12 protein-coding genes and 4 pseudogenes are annotated in these 18,416 nt (G+C 65.2%); 6 read left to right on the top strand and 10 right to left on the bottom strand.

Annotated elements, in window-relative coordinates:
- Positions 1-10: 10 nt before the first annotated feature.
- The 3 genes from GO999_RS23175 to GO999_RS23165 all read right to left on the bottom strand — a co-directional run bounded on the left by GO999_RS23175 (position 11) and on the right by GO999_RS23165 (position 4,289).
- Positions 11-1,885: a feruloyl-CoA synthase gene (locus GO999_RS23175; RefSeq protein ID WP_028854001.1), complete on the bottom strand. Its 1,875-nt coding sequence runs from the start codon at positions 1,883-1,885 to the stop codon at positions 11-13.
- Between the two features lie 15 nt (positions 1,886-1,900).
- A complete protein-coding gene (locus GO999_RS23170; protein ID WP_011003540.1) occupies positions 1,901-3,355 on the bottom strand; it encodes an aldehyde dehydrogenase in 1,455 nt (484 codons plus the stop codon).
- Between the two features lie 100 nt (positions 3,356-3,455).
- Positions 3,456-4,289 carry a p-hydroxycinnamoyl CoA hydratase/lyase gene (locus GO999_RS23165; protein ID WP_011003539.1) on the bottom strand — a complete coding sequence of 278 codons (834 nt, stop codon included), beginning with the start codon at positions 4,287-4,289 and terminating at the stop codon, positions 3,456-3,458.
- 152 nt (positions 4,290-4,441) lie between these two features.
- On the opposite strand from GO999_RS23165, the gene GO999_RS23160 reads away from it, so the two are divergent.
- Positions 4,442-4,906: a MarR family winged helix-turn-helix transcriptional regulator gene (locus tag GO999_RS23160; protein WP_011003538.1), complete on the top strand. Its 465-nt coding sequence runs from the start codon at positions 4,442-4,444 to the stop codon at positions 4,904-4,906.
- 78 nt (positions 4,907-4,984) lie between these two features.
- On the opposite strand, the gene GO999_RS23155 is transcribed toward GO999_RS23160, so the two are convergent.
- A complete protein-coding gene (locus tag GO999_RS23155) occupies positions 4,985-5,938 on the bottom strand; it encodes a PDR/VanB family oxidoreductase (protein WP_058908857.1) in 954 nt (317 codons plus the stop codon).
- Between the two features lie 11 nt (positions 5,939-5,949).
- The gene (locus GO999_RS23150) at positions 5,950-6,978 is read right to left on the bottom strand and encodes an aromatic ring-hydroxylating dioxygenase subunit alpha (protein ID WP_028853999.1); all 1,029 of its coding nucleotides are present in this window, start codon (positions 6,976-6,978) and stop codon (positions 5,950-5,952) included.
- 125 nt (positions 6,979-7,103) lie between these two features.
- On the opposite strand from GO999_RS23150, the gene GO999_RS23145 reads away from it, so the two are divergent.
- The 3 genes and pseudogenes from GO999_RS23145 to GO999_RS23135 all read left to right on the top strand — a co-directional run.
- Positions 7,104-8,018, top strand: a complete 915-nt coding sequence (locus GO999_RS23145; RefSeq protein ID WP_019719095.1) for a LysR family transcriptional regulator — start codon at positions 7,104-7,106, stop codon at positions 8,016-8,018.
- A gap of 192 nt (positions 8,019-8,210) precedes the next feature.
- The gene (locus GO999_RS23140; protein ID WP_071014958.1) at positions 8,211-9,596 is read left to right on the top strand and encodes a sensor histidine kinase; all 1,386 of its coding nucleotides are present in this window, start codon (positions 8,211-8,213) and stop codon (positions 9,594-9,596) included.
- A 104-nt stretch (positions 9,597-9,700) separates the two neighbouring features.
- Positions 9,701-9,982: pseudogene (locus tag GO999_RS23135) on the top strand (transposase); the annotation flags it as partial.
- 149 nt (positions 9,983-10,131) lie between these two features.
- Here the strand turns inward: GO999_RS23135 and GO999_RS23130 are convergent.
- The 4 genes and pseudogenes from GO999_RS23130 to GO999_RS23115 form a co-directional block, all read right to left on the bottom strand.
- Positions 10,132-11,313, bottom strand: a complete 1,182-nt coding sequence (locus tag GO999_RS23130) for a flavin-dependent monooxygenase (RefSeq protein WP_211906934.1) — start codon at positions 11,311-11,313, stop codon at positions 10,132-10,134.
- 310 nt (positions 11,314-11,623) lie between these two features.
- Positions 11,624-11,842, bottom strand: a pseudogene (locus GO999_RS23125) (transposase); the annotation flags it as partial.
- Positions 11,836-11,930, bottom strand: a pseudogene (locus tag GO999_RS23120) (transposase); the annotation flags it as partial. The pseudogenes GO999_RS23125 and GO999_RS23120, both read right to left, overlap by 7 nt.
- 329 nt (positions 11,931-12,259) lie before the next feature.
- A complete protein-coding gene (locus tag GO999_RS23115) occupies positions 12,260-12,478 on the bottom strand; it encodes a hypothetical protein (protein ID WP_143012807.1) in 219 nt (72 codons plus the stop codon).
- Here GO999_RS23115 and GO999_RS23110 point away from each other — a divergent pair.
- Together GO999_RS23110 and GO999_RS23105 are read left to right on the top strand one after the other, a co-directional pair.
- On the top strand, positions 12,468-15,068 hold the full coding sequence (locus tag GO999_RS23110; protein WP_211906933.1) for an FAD-dependent oxidoreductase: 2,601 nt from the start codon (positions 12,468-12,470) through the stop codon (positions 15,066-15,068). The two genes, GO999_RS23115 and GO999_RS23110, sit on opposite strands and share 11 nt — an antisense overlap.
- A 123-nt stretch (positions 15,069-15,191) precedes the next feature.
- Positions 15,192-15,891 (top strand): annotated as a pseudogene (locus GO999_RS23105) (IS5 family transposase); the annotation flags it as partial.
- Positions 15,892-15,918: 27 nt separating this feature from the next.
- Here GO999_RS23105 and xopP read toward each other — a convergent pair.
- Positions 15,919-18,147 carry a type III secretion system effector XopP gene (gene xopP / locus GO999_RS23100; protein WP_211906932.1) on the bottom strand — a complete coding sequence of 743 codons (2,229 nt, stop codon included), beginning with the start codon at positions 18,145-18,147 and terminating at the stop codon, positions 15,919-15,921.
- Positions 18,148-18,416: the final 269 nt, after the last annotated feature.

Below are 18,416 nucleotides of genomic sequence, written 5' to 3'. Positions count from 1 at the left end.
CCGGCCCCGCTCAACACTCAGCGGCCGGCTCCGCCAGCATCACCTTGCCGTCGCCGCCCGCGTAGATCGCCTCGATCAGCGCCGCCCGGCGGGCAAGCACGGCGCGCTGGTTGATCGAGCCCTTGTCGGTGACCTCGCCGTGGTCGAGCGACGGCGCCTCTTCCAGCAGGCGCAGGCGAGCGATCCGGTTGGCCGAGCCGGTCGCCGCGCGGTTCAGGCGCTCGAGCAGCGCCGCGAAGCACGCCCGCACCGCGGGGCTGTCGGCGATCTGCGCGGGGCTGGCGCCGGCGCCCAGGCCCGCGAGCGCCGCGCAGTGCTCCAGGCGCGGAAACACCAGCACGCTGAGGTCGTCGCGGTTCATCCCGGCGATCACCGCGTCGAGCACGTAGGGCGCGCCCTCGCTGATGATCCGGGCCCGCAGCGGCCCCACGCTGACGAAGGTGCCGGAGCTGAGCTTGAAGTCCTCGGCGATGCGGCCGTCGAACATCAGGCCGATCTCGGGCCGCGCCTCGTCGACAAAGCGCACGGCATCGCCCGAGCGGTAGTAGCCGTCTTCGTCGAACGTTTCAGCGGCAAGCTCCGGCGCGCGCCAGTAGCCCGGCATGACATGCGGGCCCTTGAAGCGGGCTTCGAGCTTGCCGTCGACCCGCACGAGCTTGACCTCGCAGCCGGGCGCCGGCAGGCCGATGTAGCCGGCCATCATGACCGGGCCGGTGGTGAACGTGCACGACGGCGCGGTCTCGGTCATCCCCAGGCCGGCCATGATGCGGATGCGCTCGCCGCAGTGGGCCTCGGTCACGCCCTCGAGCCGGTCCCACGCGGCCTGCGACAGCCCGGCCCCGGCAAAGAAGAACAGCCGGACGCGCGCATAGAAGTGCTCGCGCAGGGCGGGGTCGCGCTCGAGCGCGTCGGTCAGCATCTCCCAGCCCTTGGGCACGTTGAAGTACACCGTCGGCTGCACGTCGCGCAGGTTGCGCAGCGTCTGCTCGAACGCCTGCGGCGTCGGCTTGCCGCTGTCGATGTAGTAGCTGCCGCCGTTGTACAGCGCGATGCCCACGTTGTGGCTGCCGCCGAAGGTGTGGTTCCACGGCAGCCAGTCCAGCAGCACGGGCGGCGCCTCGCCGAAGCAGGGAAAGGTCTGCAGCAGCATCTGCTGGTTGCTGCACAGCATGCGATGCGTGGTGGTGACCGCCTTGGGGCTGCGCGTCGAGCCCGAGGTCAGCAGGAACTTGGCGATCGTGTCGGGGCCCACGCGGGCGTTGGCGGCATCCACGTCGGCCGGCCCGGTCGCGAGCAGCGACGCCAGCCGGGTCACGGCGCGCCCCGCCACCTCGCCGTGGTCAATCGCGACCTCGGTCTCCGGCGGCACCACCGCCTGGATCGCGCCGGCGAACAGCGCGCCGTCGGTGGCATAGACCAGGCCCGGCGTCAGGTGCCGCACCAGGTAGGCGAGCCGGCTGTAGTCCTGCGTCACCAGCGCATAGGCCGGCGACACCGGGCAATAGGGAATGCCGGCATACATGGCGCCCAGCGCCAGTTGCAGATGCTGCAGATCGTTGCCCGACAGGATCAGCAACGGCCGCTCGGGCGACAGCCCCCGCGCCAGCAGCGCCTGGCCGACCGCGCGCGCCCGGTGCAGCATCTGCGCATAGGTGATGCGCTCCCACTGCCCATCGGCGCCGCGCTGCGCCGCGAGGACGCGATCCGGATGCTGTCCGGCCCCGCGCACCAGGCAATCCGTCATCCGCTCGGGATAGGCACCGATCGGCTCAGCCGAGCGCAGATGCCAGGCGCCGCCCGCTTCCCGGCACACCTCGACCGTGCCCGCGCCGATCGACACCGGACGATAGCGGGCCGCCGCCTGTTTCATCGACTCCATGTGCATGACAGCGACCTCGCATCAGATCGGGTAATGGCGTGCGCCGGCCTGGACCGTGATCCAGCGCAGTTCGGTGAAGGCGTCGATGGCGGCCTTGCCGCCGAAGCGCCCGTAGCCGCTGGCCTTGACGCCGCCGAACGGCATCTGCGCCTCGTCGTGCACGGTGGGGCCGTTGATATGGCAGATGCCGGACTCGATGCGCCTGGCCACCTGCATGGCCCGCGCGATATCGCGGCTGAACACCGCGGCCGACAGGCCGTATTCGCTGTCGTTGGCCAGGCGGATGGCGTCCTCGTCGTCGGCCGCGCGCAGCACCGCCACCACCGGCCCGAACGACTCCTCGCCGTAGAGCGCCATCGCCGGGGTCACGCCGTCGACCACGGCGGGCTGCACGATGTTGCCGTCGATCCGCAGCGCGCCGGTGCGCAGCCTCGCGCCCTTGCCGACGGCATCGTCCACCAAATGCCGGATCCGCTGGGCCGCGCTCGCGTCCACCATGCCGCCGAGCACGGCACCGTCCTGGCCCGGCCGGCCTGCCCGCAGGGCGCCTGCCTTGTCCGTCAGCCGCTCGACAAACCGGTCGGCGATGGCCCGGTCGACGATGATGCGCTCGGTCGACATGCAGATCTGGCCCTGGTTGAAGAACGCGCCGAACGCCGCGGCCTGCACGGCGGCATCCAGGTCCGCATCGTCGAGAATGACCAGGGGGTTCTTGCCGCCCAGCTCCAGCAGGACCGGCTTGAGATGCCGCGCCGCCTGCTCGGCGATGAGGCGGCCCACGCGGGTCGAGCCGGTAAAGTTGACGCGCCGCACCGCCGGATGCGCGATCAGCCGCTCCACGATGGCCGGCGCGTCGGCCGGCGCGTTGGTGATGACGTTGACCACGCCCGCCGGAAAGCCGGCCTCTTCGAACACCGCGCCGATCAGGCTGTGCAGGGCCGGACAGATCTCCGAGGCCTTGAGCACCACCGTGTTGCCGCAGGCCAGCGGCATGGCGATCGCCCGCGTGCCGAGAATGAGCGGGGCGTTCCACGGCGCGATCCCCAGCACCACGCCGCACGGCTGCCGCAGGCCCATCGCCAGGCTGCCGGGCACATCGGACGGGATGACCTCGCCGCCCACCTGCGTGGTCATGGCGGCGGCCTCGCGCAGCATGCCCGCGGCCAGCGCCGCGTTGAAGCCGTACCAGCCGGGCACGCCGCCGGCCTCGGCCACGCCGCGCGCGATGAAGTCATCGGCGCGGCGCTCCATCACGTCGGCGGCCTTGAGCAGCAGGCGGCGGCGCTCGCCGGGCAGCATCGCTGCCCACGCGGGAAACGCGGCGTGCGCGGCCTGCACGGCGGCATCCGCATCCGCCAGGGATGCCGCCGCCGCGCGCGAAGCGACGTCTCCGGTCGCGGGGTTGGGGCGCTCGCAGGTCGCCCCACCGGCGGCCGCGCGTTGCTTGCCACCGATGAGCAACTGGCTCTCGAACATGGCTGTCTCCTTTGTTGTCATTGGTGCCCGCGTGCCGGCCGGAAGGCCTCGGCCGCGGCGCATCCGTTTTTTCTTTTTTTTTGTGCGAGGACGGTACCGCTCAGGCGCGCTTGTAGGTCTGCAGGCCCGGCTTGATGGTCTTGTCGTCGAGGAACTGCTTCAGGCCGTGCTGCCGCCCCTTCTCCGGATCGCGATGGTTGGACTGGTCCACCTTGGCGTACAGGTAGTCCTCGTTCTGCTCCCACGACAGCTCGCGGCAGCGCTTGAAGCCGTGCTTGGCATAGCGCAGCACCACCGGGTTCTTGGCGAGCAGCTTGCCGGCCAGTTCGGTCACGGCCTCGCGCAGGCGCTCGCGCGGCACGCTCCGGTTGACGAGCCCCATCTCGGCGGCTTCGCGGCCGGTGAAGGTCTCGCCCGTCATGATGTAGTGCAGCGCGGCGCGATGGCCCATGGTGTCGGCCACGGCCTTGCTCACCAGGTTGCCCGGCGGAATGCCCCAGTTGATCTCGGACAGGCCGAACACGGCGTCGTCCGCCGCGATCGCCAGATCGCAGGCCACCAGCGGCGAGAATGCGCCGCCGAAGCACCAGCCATTGACCATGGCGATGGTCGGCTTGGAGTAGAAGCGCAGCAGCTTCCACTGCCACTGCGAGCAATCGCGGCGGATGCGCTCCTGCATGATCTCGGGCTGGCCGTCGGTCTCGCGGAAGTACTCCTTCAGGTCCATGCCGGCCGACCAGGATTCGCCCGCGCCGGTCAGCACCAGCACCTGCGCGTCGCCGTCGAGCTCGAGCGTCTCCAGCACGTCGATCATCTCGCGGTTGAGCGTCGGACTCATCGCGTTGCGCTTGTCCGGGCGGTTGAGGGTCACCCAGGCAATCCCGTCTTCGACATCCACCTTGACGGTGTTCCAGCGACCTTCGTATGTGGCCATGACGGCATCTCCTTATCAAAAGTTTATCAGGCAACCTGATATTAAAACGATGGTAGGACGATCTGTTCGGCTTGGCAAGCAAAAGATATCAGGCCCGCTGATATCTTCATGCACAATAGCGGTCGACACCTCGCAAGATCCTCCGCGTCCACATGAAGAAGACCTCCCAACCGAAGCCGCGCGCGGCGGGCAAGCCCACCGGCATCGCCTACCTGATCGGCCGGCTCGATCACGTGCTGAGCCGGCGGATGCGCGACAGCCTGCTGCCGCTGGGGCTGACCGTGCCGCAATACACCACGCTGTCGTTCCTGAGCACGCAGGGGCAGCTCTCCAACGCGCAGCTGGCCGAGCGCTCGCTGACCTCGCCCCAGTCCGCCAACGAGATGGTCAAGATGATGGAAGGACGGGGCTGGATCGCGCGCGAGCCCGATCCCAGCCACGGCCGCATCATCAACATCCGGCTGACCGCGGAAGGCCAGGCGCTGCTCGACCGCTGCGACATCGCCGTGGCCGAGGTGGAGAAATCCATGCTGGCCGACATGGCCCCCGCCGAGCGCGAACAGCTGCATCAGCAGCTGCGCACGCTGGTGCGGATCCTGAGCGCCGTGACGGTCTAAGGCCCGTTCCCGCCCGGAACACACGTGCGTTCCAGGCGGGAACGGGCCCCGGCGGATGCGCGCGGGCGGCCCCGCCGCCTACATGTCCAGCACCAGCAGACCCTTGGCCCGCGACACGCAGGGCAGGAAGCACCCCGAGGCGCGCTCCTCGTCCGTGAGGTATTGGTCCTGGTGCACGGGCTCGCCTTCCAGCACGCGGGTCAGGCATGTCCCGCAAACCCCTTGCTCGCACGAGGTCGGCCAGTCGACGCCGCAGCGGCGCAGCGCGAGGATCGCCGTTTCGCCGGCGCCCACCTCCACCGTCTCGCCGCGCTGCGCCAGCCGGATGCGGAAAGCGCCGGCGTCTCCGGTTTCCCCGGCCGCCGGCGTCTGCGGCGCTGCGCCGAAATACTCGCGATGCAGATTGGCCTCCGGCCAGCCCAGTGCGCGCGCCTGCGCCAGCGCGGCCTCGATGAAGCCGGCGGGCCCGCACGCATACAGATGCGTGCCTTCATCCGGCCGCGACAGCACGGCCGCCAGGTCGAGCCGCTCGGCCGCCGGCGCGTTGTCGAAGTAGCAGCGCGCATGCGGCGCCAGGTGCGCCGCCGCCAGCCGGTCGCGGAACGCCATGCGCTCGGGTGCGCGCGCCGCGTAGTGCAGCGCGAACGATGCGCCATCGGCGGCCAGCTGCTCGGCCATGGCCAGCAGCGGCGTCACGCCGATCCCCCCGGCGAGCAGGATCGAATGCCGCGCCCCGGGCACCAGCGCGAAATGGTTCTTCGGCGCGCTGATCTCCAGCGTGGCGCCGACGGCCAGCGCGTGCATCGCCACCGAGCCCCCGCGCGACTGCGCATCGCGCAGCACGCCGATCCGGTAGCGGTGCGTTTCCGCCGGGCTGTTGCACAGCGAGTACTGCCGCACGAAGCCCGCCACCCGCACATCGATGTGCGCGCCGGCCGTGAACGGCGGCAGCGCGCCGCCGTCGGGCGCGGCCAGCTCGAAGGTCGCAATGTCCTGGGCGGCGTCGGCCTTGTCGCGAAGAATGACCTGCATGGCGCCTCCCCTTACTGCCGCTCGCGCTCGAGCAGCCGCTCCAGCACGCGGCGCGACTGCACGCCGCCGGCATCGATGTTGAGCTTGAGCAGATTGCGCTCGGGATACGCCAGCAGGTTGCGCTGCTGCGATTCGAGCATGTCGAGGTCTTCGCTGAAGATCTTGCCCTGGCCCTGACGGATGGTGTCGGTCAGCGCCGCATCGTCCACCCGGAAGTTGCGCGCCATGCCCCAGAAATACCAGATCGAGGTCTCGGTCTCCGGGGTGATGAAGTCGACCACGATGCTGCCGACCCGGTGCTCGGGCGCGGCATGGTAGCTGCCCTTGCCCGCGTGTGCCACGCCCACCTCGATCAGCACGTGGCTGGGCGGCGTGAAGCGGCAGATCTGCCAGCGGTCGCACGGCACGTCGTCCGCCAGGCCGGCGCCGCGCAGCGCGGTGGCCCAGAACGGCGGCGGCATGATGTTCTCCATGAAGCGGCTGGTGACGACGGCGTCGCCCTCCACCTTGGTCTGCGGCGCCGCCTCTTCGATCTCCGGCTGGCCGATGCTGGTGGCATGCACGTAGGTTTCGTGCGTGAGATCCATCAGGTTGTCGATCATCAGCCGGTAGTCGCACTGGATGTGGTACAGGCCGCCGCCGTATGCCCACGCCTCGCTCTCGGCCCATTCCAGGTGATGGATCCGGGCGGGATCGGCCTGCTCCGGATCGCCCGGCCAGACCCAGATGAAGCCGTAGCGCTCCACCACCGGAAACTGCCGGATGCACGGAAAGCCGCCCACCCGCTGGCCCGGCATGCTGGCGCACTTGCCGTCGGCCTTCATGGTCAGGCCGTGGTAGCCGCACACGAGGTGGCCGTCACGCACAAAGCCGAGCGACAGCGGCGCGCCGCGGTGCGGGCAGAAGTCTTCCAGCGCGGCCACCTTGCCCTCCTGGCCGCGGTAGAACACCATGCGCTCGCCGCAGATGCGGCGGCCCAGCGGCTTGTCGGCGATCTCATCGGGGGTGCAGGCTACGTACCAGGCGTTCTTGAGGAACATGCGCTTGTCTCCTTGGGGGGTCTCAGTTCTGGCGGATACCGCTTTTCATCTCAGTCTGATATCAGGTTACGGATACATCAAATTTATTGTTATGATGGCATCCATTCATACGGTGAATTTCAAACATGCTCTCGAAGCGGCTGGATCTCAACCTGCTCGGCGTGTTCCAGGCGATCTACCAGACCCGCAACGTCACGCTGGCCGCCAGGCACCACAACATCACCCAGCCGGCCATGAGCAATGCGCTGGCGCGCCTGCGAGAGGTCTTCGCCGACCCGCTGTTCGTGCCGGGCCCCTACGGCATGCGCCCGACGCCCTATGCGCAGCAGCTGGCCGCGCCGATCGAGCGCGCGCTGCGCGAGGTGGAGCAGGCGCTGGCCATGAGCAAGGGCTTCGACCCGGCCAGCAGCGACCGCGAATTCCGCATGCATCTGACCGACTTCGCCCAGGTTGCGTTTCTGCCGGCGTTGCTGGAGCGCCTGCGCGCGCAGGCTCCCCGGGTGGCGATCCGCGTCGAGGCGCTGGCCGAAGAGGCCATCCGCCCCGCGCTGGACGAGGGGCGCCTCGACTTCGCCTTCGGCCGGATGTCGAAGGCGGCCGGTCACGGCGTGGGCCGCCATGCACTGTTCAAGGACCGCTACGCGGTGCTGATGCGCGCCGGCCACCCGCTGGCCGGCCAAGCCCTGTCGCGCAAGGATTTCGTGGCTTCCGAGCAGGTGCTGGTCTGCACGAGCGGTCACCAGGCCGTCGAAGACATGCTGGTCAAGATGGGCGCGCGCATTGCACTGCGCCTGCCCAGCTTCCTGGTGGTCTCGCGCATCGTGGAGACATCGGATCTCATGGTCATCATCCCCGCCCGCCTGGCGGAGCAGTACGCGGCAACCGGCCTGTTCCGCATGGCGGCGCTGCCGGTCGCCATGCCGGCGTTCGACGTCAGCCTGTTCTGGAGCGAAAGCCGCAGCGCGGATCCGGCCCACGCCTGGATGCGCGAGCTGCTCCAGCAATTGTTCGGGCAGCGCGACGTGGCCGCACCGGCCTGAGCGTCACCGGGCGGCGCACCCGCTGGCCACCCGGATAGGCGCGGTCATCCGCTCAGCGGCACTTAAGGCAGAGTAAAAAATATGTGACTGTCGAACGCGTGGCCGGCGCGGGCCATTGCCACTACTCTTGAGGGCTGCCGACCGGCCCACGCCGGCACTGTCCCCCCCTCCCTTGGCTTGGCTGACGATCCCATGTACGCCCTGCTCCCCGCGTTCGTCTCGTCGCTGTTCCTGTTCTACGGCATCCACGTGCTCATGACGCGCGGACGGACGCGCGCCGGCCTGGCGTTCGTCGGCGTGACGGTGCTGACCTGCCTGTGGCAGGGATTGTGGGCGTTCCTGTTCGAAGCCCCCGACGTCGCCACCGCGCGGGTGCTGGCCAGGCTGGGCTGGGTGGCGATCCTGCCGCTGCCGACCGTGCTGTATCACTTCGTGCTCGAAGTGGCGGAGCGCCCCGACGACCATCGCTGGCTGATCGCCTCCTATGCGCTGGCCGCCGGGCTGGTCGTGCTGCTGCTCGGCAGCGACCTGGTGATCGACGGCGTCAGGCGGTTCAGCTTCGGTTTCTATCCCAAGGCGGGGCCGCTGGAGGCCGTGCATATCGCCCAGACGACGGCGCTGGTGCTGCGCAGCCTCTGGCTGCTCCATGCCGGACAGCGGCACGCCGCCGCGGAGAAGCGCCGGCGCCTGCAGCTCTGCCTGTGCGGCGTGGCGCTCTATGCCCTGTCGGCGGCGGACTACGCGGTGAACTACGGCCTGGCGCCCTACCCGCCCGGAGTCGTCTTCATCGCCGGCAGCCCGGTCATCCTGGCCTTCGCCATCCTCAAGCTCGATCTGATGCGGCCCTACGCGCTGGCGGCGACGGTCGCGCACGAGGTCCGCACGCCGCTGGCGACGATCCGCCTGCAGGCCGCCGAGATCGCCCGCGCGTGGCCCGACCTGCTGCACGGCTACCGCCTCGCCGTCGACCACGGGCTGTGCGCGCCGCCGGCGCATCCGGCCATGCTGGAGCGCCTGCCCGGGCTGGCCGGGGCGATCGCCGCGGAGGTGGCCTCCGCGCACAGCGTGATCGACATGGCGCTGGCCTCGGTTACGCTGGAGCGGCTGGACCGGCGGACCTTCGCCTCCCACTCGCTGCATGCCTGCGTGGACATGGCCCTCGCCCGCTATCCGTTCCAGTACGGCGAGCGCGAGCACGTGCGGGTGCAGGCGTTCAGCGCCGACTGGCGCTTCGTCGGCTCCGATACGCTGCTGATGCACGTGCTGTTCAATCTCTTGAAGAACGCGCTCTACGCCATCCGGATCGCCCGCAAGGGCCACATCGAGATTTCCGCCTGGCCGGACGGCGACAGCTACGTGCTGGCCATCCGCGACAGCGCCATGGGCATCCCGCCCAGCGTGCAGCGCCGCATCTTCGACCCGTTCTTCTCCACCAAGCTGGCCGACCAGGGGACGGGCGTGGGCCTGACCTTCTGCCGCCGCGTGGTGGAGGCATTCGGCGGGCGCATCCAGTGCGAATCGGTGGTGGACGAGTACACGCTGTTCACCCTGCACCTGCCCCGCCAGGCCGCCGCCTGAGGGCTGCCGCGCGGTCGGGGCGGCGCCGGTCGGTCACGCAGAAACGGGTACGGCCGCGCCGGCATCGCGCCGCGGCCGGCCCATCGATCCCGGCCCGATACGCTGCGCAGCCCGACAAGCTTCACGCGAAGAAGGGAATACGGCTTCGCGCACTGTCGGCAACACCTGCGCAAGCCGAGCATCAGCCCCCGGATCGCTGGCCGTGGCATCGAGCGAAACGACCGGCTCGGCAAAAGCATCGCTGGGTTGTCGAACGCACGCATGCCTGGCTTGCCGGCTTCGGCAAGTTGCACATTCGTTTCGAGCGCTCCCTGGATACGCATCTCGCTTTGCTCACCCTGGCTTGCGCCGTCGTCTGCGGGCGATGCGCTGATCGGTTTTGTTAGCGAATCCTAGTCGCCCGCTGAGACGATGTTTCTCGCATGGCCGGTGAAGTCGGGGAGGGGCAGTTTCAGGAAGTCACGATCAAGCCAGGTGGCACCCCGAATCATGCGCGACTGGGGCAGCATCATGCCCGGACATGCGATCCGTTCCTTCACAAGGTCGAAATATCGGTCGGCAAATCCAGCAACAAGCGGCCAGCGAGTTCGTACGTCGACTCACTCACCATGATGTGCTGTGTCGCAACATGGATGTCGCGCAGACAGCGCTGAATGGGGGACGCCTGATACACGGCCGACCCGCCGGCCAATCTGTGCATCCTGTCAACAACCGAGGCGGACTCTGTGGTCGCGAAGGTCGCCGCCAGACGAATATCGCGTCGGTGAGATACGGCGATTGGATCGCTGCCCTTTGATACCGCCCAGGTGTCCTCCAATACTTCATGCAGGAAGGCACGGGCTGCCCGCAAACGGGCCGAGCAATAAGCAATCGCCAGTTGGGTCCCGGAGCGCTCGGCCAATGGTCGAGTGCTGCCTTGCGGCGTCTTCTGCTTGGACAAATCAATGAGGCTCTCGATTGCGCGGTGAGCGATTCCAAGCGCGACGGCAGCGATACTCAGTCCGAGAACGCCGAATACCGGGAACCGATAGAGAGGGCGCGGCAGCGGTGTATCGACTACCAGCGACGCCGTGCGGGAGGTCGGCACAAACACGCCCTCCACCGAGAATTCGTTGCTGCCGGTTCCGCACAAGCCGACAGAATGCCAAGTATCGGCAATGGTGACCTGTTCTGCGCTGAACACCATGGATTGAACATTCGGTTTGCCTGCCGGCGTCAACTCCGGCTTGCCGTCGTCATCAATGATGAAACAGCCCCCAACAATATAGTTCGCGTTACGGCTGCCGGAGCCCCAGTTCCAGTGTCCGGAAACGAGGAAGCCTGGAACCCCGTTGCGCTCGGTGCGCGTCGCACGGCCTCCCGGCGCGTATACGCCAGCCAGCTTCACGGCGGGGTCAGCAAAGAGACGAGCTGCCTCGTCCGTCGGGAGATACGCACCCACCAACGCCGAGGTGCAGGAGATGAAGGTGCACCATGCGGCGGAGGCATCGGCACGGGCAAGCCTTTCAATGACGCTTGCGAAGGTCATGATGTCGACTTCGTGTCCGCCAAATGACCTTGGCGTCAACATGCGGTACAGCCCACGGGCCGCCAGTTCGTCCGCGATTTCCTGTGGAAGATGGCGAGCCTGTTCGATGAACACACTCTTGACAGCGAGTTTGGGTGCCAAGTCCTCGACCACTTGCATCAGCTCGATACGCGGGGAAGGTTCGATCATGTGGGTACTCTTTGATATGAGGAAAGCGTTAAGGAAACACGAATCTACCCGTCTCGGCGCTCATCACTGGCGCAGCCGAAAATGTTGCGGCAGGAGGCTCACGGACGGGGCCCATGATGATGAGGCAGACCAGCCTTGCGAAAGCCGGCGCGTGCCGGCAAGCCCTGTGCCACTAGGCGTCGCCAACAAAACCTTTCTGGCGTCGTAGCGCCGCCCGAATGTGCCCAGAATTCGCGACTTCAGTATTGTCTGCGTCGGCGCGCCTCGCCAGGACCGCTGCACCGGGTTTTGTTAGCGACGCTTAGAGTCGCTAACAAAACTGATCGACAAATCGACCGCAGATGACGGCACAAGCCAGGTTGAGCAAAGCGAGATGCGTATCAAGAGAGCGCTCGAAACGAATGCGCAACATGCCGAAGCCGGCAAGCCAGGCATGCGTGCGCTCGACAACCCAGCGATGCTTGCCGAGCCGGTCGTTCTTCTCGATGCTACGGCGAGCGATCCGGGGAGTCATGCCCCGCTGCCGTACTTTTTCTTCCACGCATAAACGTCGCCTGCGAGATGCCAATCTTGCGGCACGCCTCCTCGACCGAAATTCCCGTCTCGGCCCGATGCATTGCGAAGGCAATCGGCAACGAGATGAGAGCGGCGCGCCAGTCGGGTGTGACGTGTTTCGAAAAATGCGGGTTGCGTCGAAAAATGTATCTCCCTCGATAATCGAAGTGAGCGATACAGCACGATTACGCCTGAGCGAGCCGCATGACGAAGTGCGCTCGGATTTTTTCAAGCCCCAGCTTGCTTCGCATCTTAACGCATAACTTCGCCATTCTCTGAAAACAAGAACATGTATTTTGTAGAATTTCAAATTTTTATTATTCCCGCAGAAAATAATCCGCCCGAGCCACAGAGGCGGACTCTGTTTATCTTATTTCTTTCAGCTCTCTTTTTAAGTCGTCATGCCGATTAGTGCTTGCAAGCCCCATAGATCCGCCACAGCCATTATTTCTGGCGACATCCAAATATCCTCGCCCCAAGAAGCGCCGAGCAAGAAATCAGCCAAAGAGCCTCGCCTAGAGACGAACCCACTTTTATCAAAACTCCGCCCACGCTCTTCCAGCGTCACTGCCGGCGCGCAATCTGAAACCAGCAGTTCATTGAGAATCAAGGCCGCTCCATTCCTTACGGTTCCCAAGTCGCTGAATGCCTACGCCATTGATAGCAGCGTTCCATATCAATTCCAACCATCAAAAATCGCGATCATTGGAGGCGGGCTGACAGGCGTCATTTCCGCGCTGAAGCTGCGGAGTTTGGGGCACGAAGTGTCGCTATTCGAGTCAAACGAAGATATTTGCCTGGAAGCGAGCAAGATACCGGCTCATTGCTATGGTGCACCGGGGTATTGCCATCTCCCCAAGGATGAACAGATCGAAATTTTCCGGTCCGGCCTTGCGTTCGCTAAATTATTTCCGCAGGCTATCAGCTTGCGGCCCACCATTTTTGCGCTTCGTAAAAACGATCGTGTTCGCGTGACCAATGACAAAAATGGACGGTTTCGCACAATAGATGATTTAAAAAATTCCGTGAATCTAGCGGAAAACGAATACAAAAAAGCGGTGGAATCCGATCCGAAAAGCGAGGTTTTCGGCCCGGTGGGAAAGTATCAAAGCGGCTATACGCGCGAGCAAGTTCAAGCATTGCGCAACCAGCCATTGACGGGGGCGCCGGGAAACAATGACGAATGGGTTGCCAACTGGGCGCACGAAATGTCGGAAGAGGCTCTTTCCGAATTGCAATACCCGGTATTCCTGGTTAAAGAGCCTGAGATCAACATGCTTCGGTTCCGAGAGCTGGCCCGCAGTGCATTGGGCGAACTCGGCGTGGATACTCACATTGGTGAAACCGTCAATGACTTGACCTCACAGGCGGGCAAGCCTGGGATTATGGTCAATCAGGCACATTTCGATTATGCCGTGAACTGCTCAGGCGCGGAAAGCGGTACGCACGACGACAAGCGCGAGGCCATTTCTGAACGCACTGTCATCGTGAAGGGCGCCGGCGTGGCAAGCCTTCCTAGCCCGATCGACGCCATGCCTCAGATGTACATCATGGGCGCGCCGATGGTGCATGTTTCTCCTTTCGAGAGTGGCTCCGCCGTGATCAATGTCACGACGCCGGAGTGCACGTATGTCGAAAATGGGGAGGCACGCAGCAAGGAAACCCGATCCCAAGTTGAACTCAGCGAGCATATGCGAAGCGTGATGACCTCAGCCGGAAAAGGGCCTCATCTTTATCGCACGAACAATATGATCAGCGAACTGGGGAAGCTCATGCCGAGAATGTTCGGTGGAGCGCCGGAGGCGTTCTTGGGCGGACATGTGTGCACCGTTGGCTCTTCTGATCAACGTGGCACCTCGATCACCAGTGTCACGGATAATGCTCTTACCATTATCGCTCCCAAGGCGACTTCCGCCGTCACGCTCGATCTGGCCGGAAAGATCTCGACAGCAAGTCGATTCAACGTTCATCTGCCATTGAAACAGGAAGGTGACTTGCAGATTCGGATGGACCGGGATGTTCTGGCGGACAAGGCGGCGGCAAAGGCCAGAAAGATGGGGCTTCCGGTGGGCATGTCTCGTGTACTTGATAGGCAGCCCGGTCAAGTTAAACAGTCCGGTCGATTCGCTTCGGAATTCATCCTTCCGCGGGGTGCCGAAAAGATGGCGACAGGTGACGTTTTCGATGCCGCCTTTAGGGATCGTTCCGGGCGAATGCACGTTGTCATAGACGGCATCGCTTATGGTCAGGATCGCCGACTTGGCTCTGGTTTTGGTGGGGAGGCATTCATTTACAGAGATCCTGCCACATCTCACGAAATCGTGGTCAAAGAGTATTTCCGCTTGCGTTCTCAGGCGTCTCCAGGCGATATGGATGTGAATCCGCCCAAAGATGCCGGCAAGCGCGCGGAACTCGAAAAAATTCAGATGCAAGACTTCATGATCGAGAAGTCGGCATTTGATGCGCTCGCTACCCACCCGGCAGCAAAAAACATTGCACATGCGCTGCGTGCGGGTACGGTCGACGGTCGCTTCACAATCGTCATGCCATACTTCCGCGGCGGATCTGTACGCGATCTTTGCAAGAACCTGGATAAAGCTGTTGAAGATGGCATCATTTCTGTCGGCCAACGACGTGACAGTGCACTCTATATCATGCAAGGCATTCTTAACGGCATGAAATATCTTTCCTCAACGCTGATTCACCGTGATTTGAAGCCGGATAATGTTTTGCTGCACATCGAAAAGGAACGTGATGGAACGCGCGTGCTGATTCCGAAGATTGCCGATTTTGGAACGAGCGTACTGGGAACGTCTTCTGATTTACCGGTGGTGACAACTCCGCAATACAAGTCTCCTGAATATCTTCGTGCGGAACAACAAGGGCGCGGGCAGCACACAGCAGCACAAGACGTATGGTCTGCGGGAATTTCGTTGCATGAGCTTCTGACCGGGCATCGCCCCTTCGACGGCGATCTCCCCAAAGATGAGCACAAGATTTATGACGCAATTAAAAATTATGCGGCCGGCAATACCGAAATCCTCCCTGCCGATCAATCGAAGGCAGCAGACCTCATCAGAATCATGATGAACCCCAGTTCAGATCGCGCAACGCCTGCCGAATTATTGGATCATGAAGCGTTTCACGGAATTAACGAAAAAGAGTGCCAAAAGACGCTGTCTTTGATACATCAATCATAGGGTCGGTGTTGGTCAATCCGGCGTGGTAAGCCTTCAACAACCAGGCTGGTTTTATAATTTCTAAAAAGCCATGTCATCTGGCAACGATCCATGGACGTTTTGGGTGACATGGCTTGAAAGAAGATCAGCAATGCATTGTGGAAGGTCCTGCAACCGCTGCTACCGGTTGTGAAGCCTTCGGCCAAAGGAGGCCAGCCGCGCGCGGGCGATCGGGCTGCGCTGAACGGCATCCTGTTTGTCTTGCAGACCGGTATCCCATGGGAAGACCTACCAAAGGAATTGGGCTTTGGCAGCGGTATGACATGCTGGCGCCGCTTGCGCGACTGGCAGGCTGACGGTGTTTGGGAGCGACTGCATTTGGCGCTGCTCAAGCGTCTGCGCGAGCATGACCAGATCGACTGGGGGCGGGCGAGCATCGACAGCGCGACGGTAGCGAGCCCCCCGGGGGCAAGCAAACAAACAGGGCCGAATCCCACGGATCGCGGCAAGCTCGACAGCAAACGCCATCTCGCCGTAGACCGGCGCGGCGTACCCTTGGCGCTGAGCGTGACCGGCGCCAATCGCCATGACTCGGTGGTGTTCGAAGCGCTGGTCGATGCCATTCCAAGTGTGCCGGGGCTCACCGGCCGTCCGCGATGCCGCCCCAACAAGCTCCACGCAGATAAGCGGTACGACTTCGCGCAATGCCACCGGCATCTGCGAGATCGAGGCATCAGTCCACGGCAAGTTGCGCATGCATTTCGAGCGCTCTCTTGATACGCATCTCGCTTGGCTCCACCTGGCTTGTGCCGTCATCCGCGGTCGATTTGTCGATCAGTTTTGTTGGCGACGCTTAGACGCCAGCCCCCGCTCAATGCGCCCCCGGCGCGCCGGCCACCGCAGATGCCACCGCATCATCGCGGCCGGCCAGCGCAAACAGCCGGCGCAGCAGCGCATCGCCGACCATCGCCCGCTCCACCTTCGCATCGCGATAGCCCATCGCGTGCATCATCTTTTCCCAGTTCCGCCCCTGCCCCTGTTGCGCGGCCAGCTTCAGGTGCACGGCGTTGAAATCCCCATAGGACAGCGTGTGCAGCTTGCCAGCGTCGACCGGCCTGGAGAGATGCAGATGCACGAACAGCGGCAATGCGCGATCGCCGTCCTCGATCCCGTCGGGGCTGGACAGCCGCTTGGGCTGGATGCGGATCTCGAACACGCGATCCCGGTTGCGCTTGTCCTTGCCGGAACGCAGTGGCACCGGCGCGTCGACGTGCTCGATCTCGCCCATCTCCAGCAGCCGCTCCAGGTGCTTTGCCTTGGGGAACAGCGCGCACTTGGCGGCGTCGGCTTCCCAGGTCGTCACATACCGGTCGATGATGTCCAATGCGCGAAGACGATCGGTCAGGTGCCCGGTCCGCGGATCCTCCGCGCAGAGCCCGCTGCGCACCTGTTCCAGACGCTCGCGGCGCTCGAACCACCCGTCGACCTCCTGCCGCATCGACGTTGCCACCACGGCGGCGCTCGTCTTGCGGTCGCCCATCAGGCGTTCGATGTCGCGCGTGTCCTTGCCGAACGCATCCGCGATCGCGACGGCGTCGCCGCCGAACCGTGCCGCCGTTTCCGAATCGACCGGGCATCGCTTCAGGAGACCATCGGCCTGCTTCTGCACGGCGGTACGCGTGTCCGGCAGGCGCGGCGCGGCGGCAAGCGGCCTCACCGGCGCCGGCGAGCCCCGGTCCTCGGTCCGGACCGCCGCTTCGGTCGCATCAGTTGCATCAGTTGCATCCACCGGGTCAACCGTATCCGACACCGCCAACGCATCCGCCGGGTCGGGCATCGAGGACGCAATCCCCGGCGCCGATACAGGCGCTTGCCCGGACGTGCCCGGCGCGGCGGCCGGCTCCGGATCGCCGCCACGAACGCTGTCGCACAGCTCGTCCAGCCACCCCTTGTAGCGGGCAATCACCTCCACCACTTCCAGCAAGGTCTTCCAGAGCGGGGAGGTATCGGCCGCCTCGATCCTGGCGGCGGCATCCATGCACAGTTGCGTGCCGACCCGGTCGATCCCGTCGCGATACGCCCTGACCAGCGCCTTGCACTCGGCCAGTTGCCGCACGGTCAACCGCTCCGGCGGCGCCCCTTCGGCGCCCGGATACCACATGGCGACCGCATCGAGCCTGCGGATCGCCGTCTCCACCTCGTCGTGCCGATATTTCATGGCGCCCGCCAATGCGCTCACACGCTGGCTGAGGTCCGGCAGTCCCATGACGACGGCGATTCTGCGCAGGCTGAACCCGCACAGCGCAAGATGGAGGGCATCGAGGCTCTGCCGGGCGCTGCGGCAGCGCACCCGGCCGGACAAGACAGCGGGCAGATTGCGCTCCAGCCGCGCCGGCATCGAATCATTCGGCCGGCTGGGCTTGCATGCCTCGACAAAGTGGTCCAGGGCGGCACGATAGGACGCGAGCTCGTCCATCGCGCCCTGGAACGGCTTTTCGGTCAAGGCGGAGCGAAGGCCTTCGTACGCGCTCATGGCCGTCGCATGCTCGGAACGGATGCCGAACCGTTCCGTGCGCGCATCCCATTCTTCATTCAGCATCCGGTGATAGGCCTTGATGCCGACCATCGCCGCCTGGGCAAGATGATGGAGCAGGTCCCCCAGCAATGCTGCCACGCTGGGCAGACCGCCTTTCCTGGACAGCTTGGACAGCGCCTCTATCCCCGCTTTGGCCTGCTCCACACCCCGTTTTGCGTGCTCCCGCCGCTTGTCCGTACTCACGGACGCGTCGCTGACCAGCGTTTGCAAAAGCGCGCCATATTTCAGTGCCTTGGTGAGCACCGTCCCTTCCGGGGTCTGCAGCATTGCCGCCGGAAGCGCGCGCAGCGGCAACTCGGCCTGCCGCAACGCCACGGCGGCCATCGAGGCTCCAGGCGACGCGCAGACCGGGGGCCTGGCCAGCCCCTCCAACGCCACGGGCCTGGTCGCGGGCGGTCTGTGCGCCTGCGGGCTGCCGGCCCGCTCCGTGTCGGGGCCGGCCGGCGATGCCACCGGATCCGCCGGTGCCCGGATCGAACGTTCCGTGATGTTTCCGCCAAGCATGGTGCCCTCCCGATGTTCGTTCGCGGCAACCCGATACGGCCCCGCTCCGCCTCGGTCGATAGCGCATCGGCGGAGCGCTCGGACGGCGTACGCGAACCGTCACCCGGGCCGCGGGGTCGGCGCGCCGCCTCCGCGCAACCCTGCGCAGCGGCCCCGTCCCTCGCCGCAAGGGCCGGACGATGCCAAAACCCGGGCAGCGGCACGGCGGCCGGATGCGAAATCAGCGCTTCCTCCGCGAACCGGAAACGGCGCGCGCCACGGCACCATGA

It is taken from the genome of Ralstonia nicotianae (genome assembly GCF_018243235.1).
GTDB lineage: Bacteria > Pseudomonadota > Gammaproteobacteria > Burkholderiales > Burkholderiaceae > Ralstonia > Ralstonia nicotianae.
The sequence above is the reverse complement of the archived record's forward strand: the minus strand, read 5'-3'. Positions and strand labels throughout refer to the sequence as shown.

Coding starts and splice junctions, on each gene's coding strand:
- xopP (WP_211906932.1), bottom strand. CDS start 18,147: ATGCTTGGCGGAAACATCACGGAACGTTCGATCCGGGCACCGGCGGAT.
- GO999_RS23150 (WP_028853999.1), bottom strand. CDS start 6,978: ATGTTCCTCAAGAACGCCTGGTACGTAGCCTGCACCCCCGATGAGATC.
- GO999_RS23155 (WP_058908857.1), bottom strand. CDS start 5,938: ATGCAGGTCATTCTTCGCGACAAGGCCGACGCCGCCCAGGACATTGCG.
- GO999_RS23145 (WP_019719095.1), top strand. CDS start 7,104: ATGCTCTCGAAGCGGCTGGATCTCAACCTGCTCGGCGTGTTCCAGGCG.
- GO999_RS23130 (WP_211906934.1), bottom strand. CDS start 11,313: ATGATCGAACCTTCCCCGCGTATCGAGCTGATGCAAGTGGTCGAGGAC.
- GO999_RS23175 (WP_028854001.1), bottom strand. CDS start 1,885: ATGCACATGGAGTCGATGAAACAGGCGGCGGCCCGCTATCGTCCGGTG.
- GO999_RS23170 (WP_011003540.1), bottom strand. CDS start 3,355: ATGTTCGAGAGCCAGTTGCTCATCGGTGGCAAGCAACGCGCGGCCGCC.
- GO999_RS23165 (WP_011003539.1), bottom strand. CDS start 4,289: ATGGCCACATACGAAGGTCGCTGGAACACCGTCAAGGTGGATGTCGAA.
- GO999_RS23140 (WP_071014958.1), top strand. CDS start 8,211: ATGTACGCCCTGCTCCCCGCGTTCGTCTCGTCGCTGTTCCTGTTCTAC.
- GO999_RS23160 (WP_011003538.1), top strand. CDS start 4,442: ATGAAGAAGACCTCCCAACCGAAGCCGCGCGCGGCGGGCAAGCCCACC.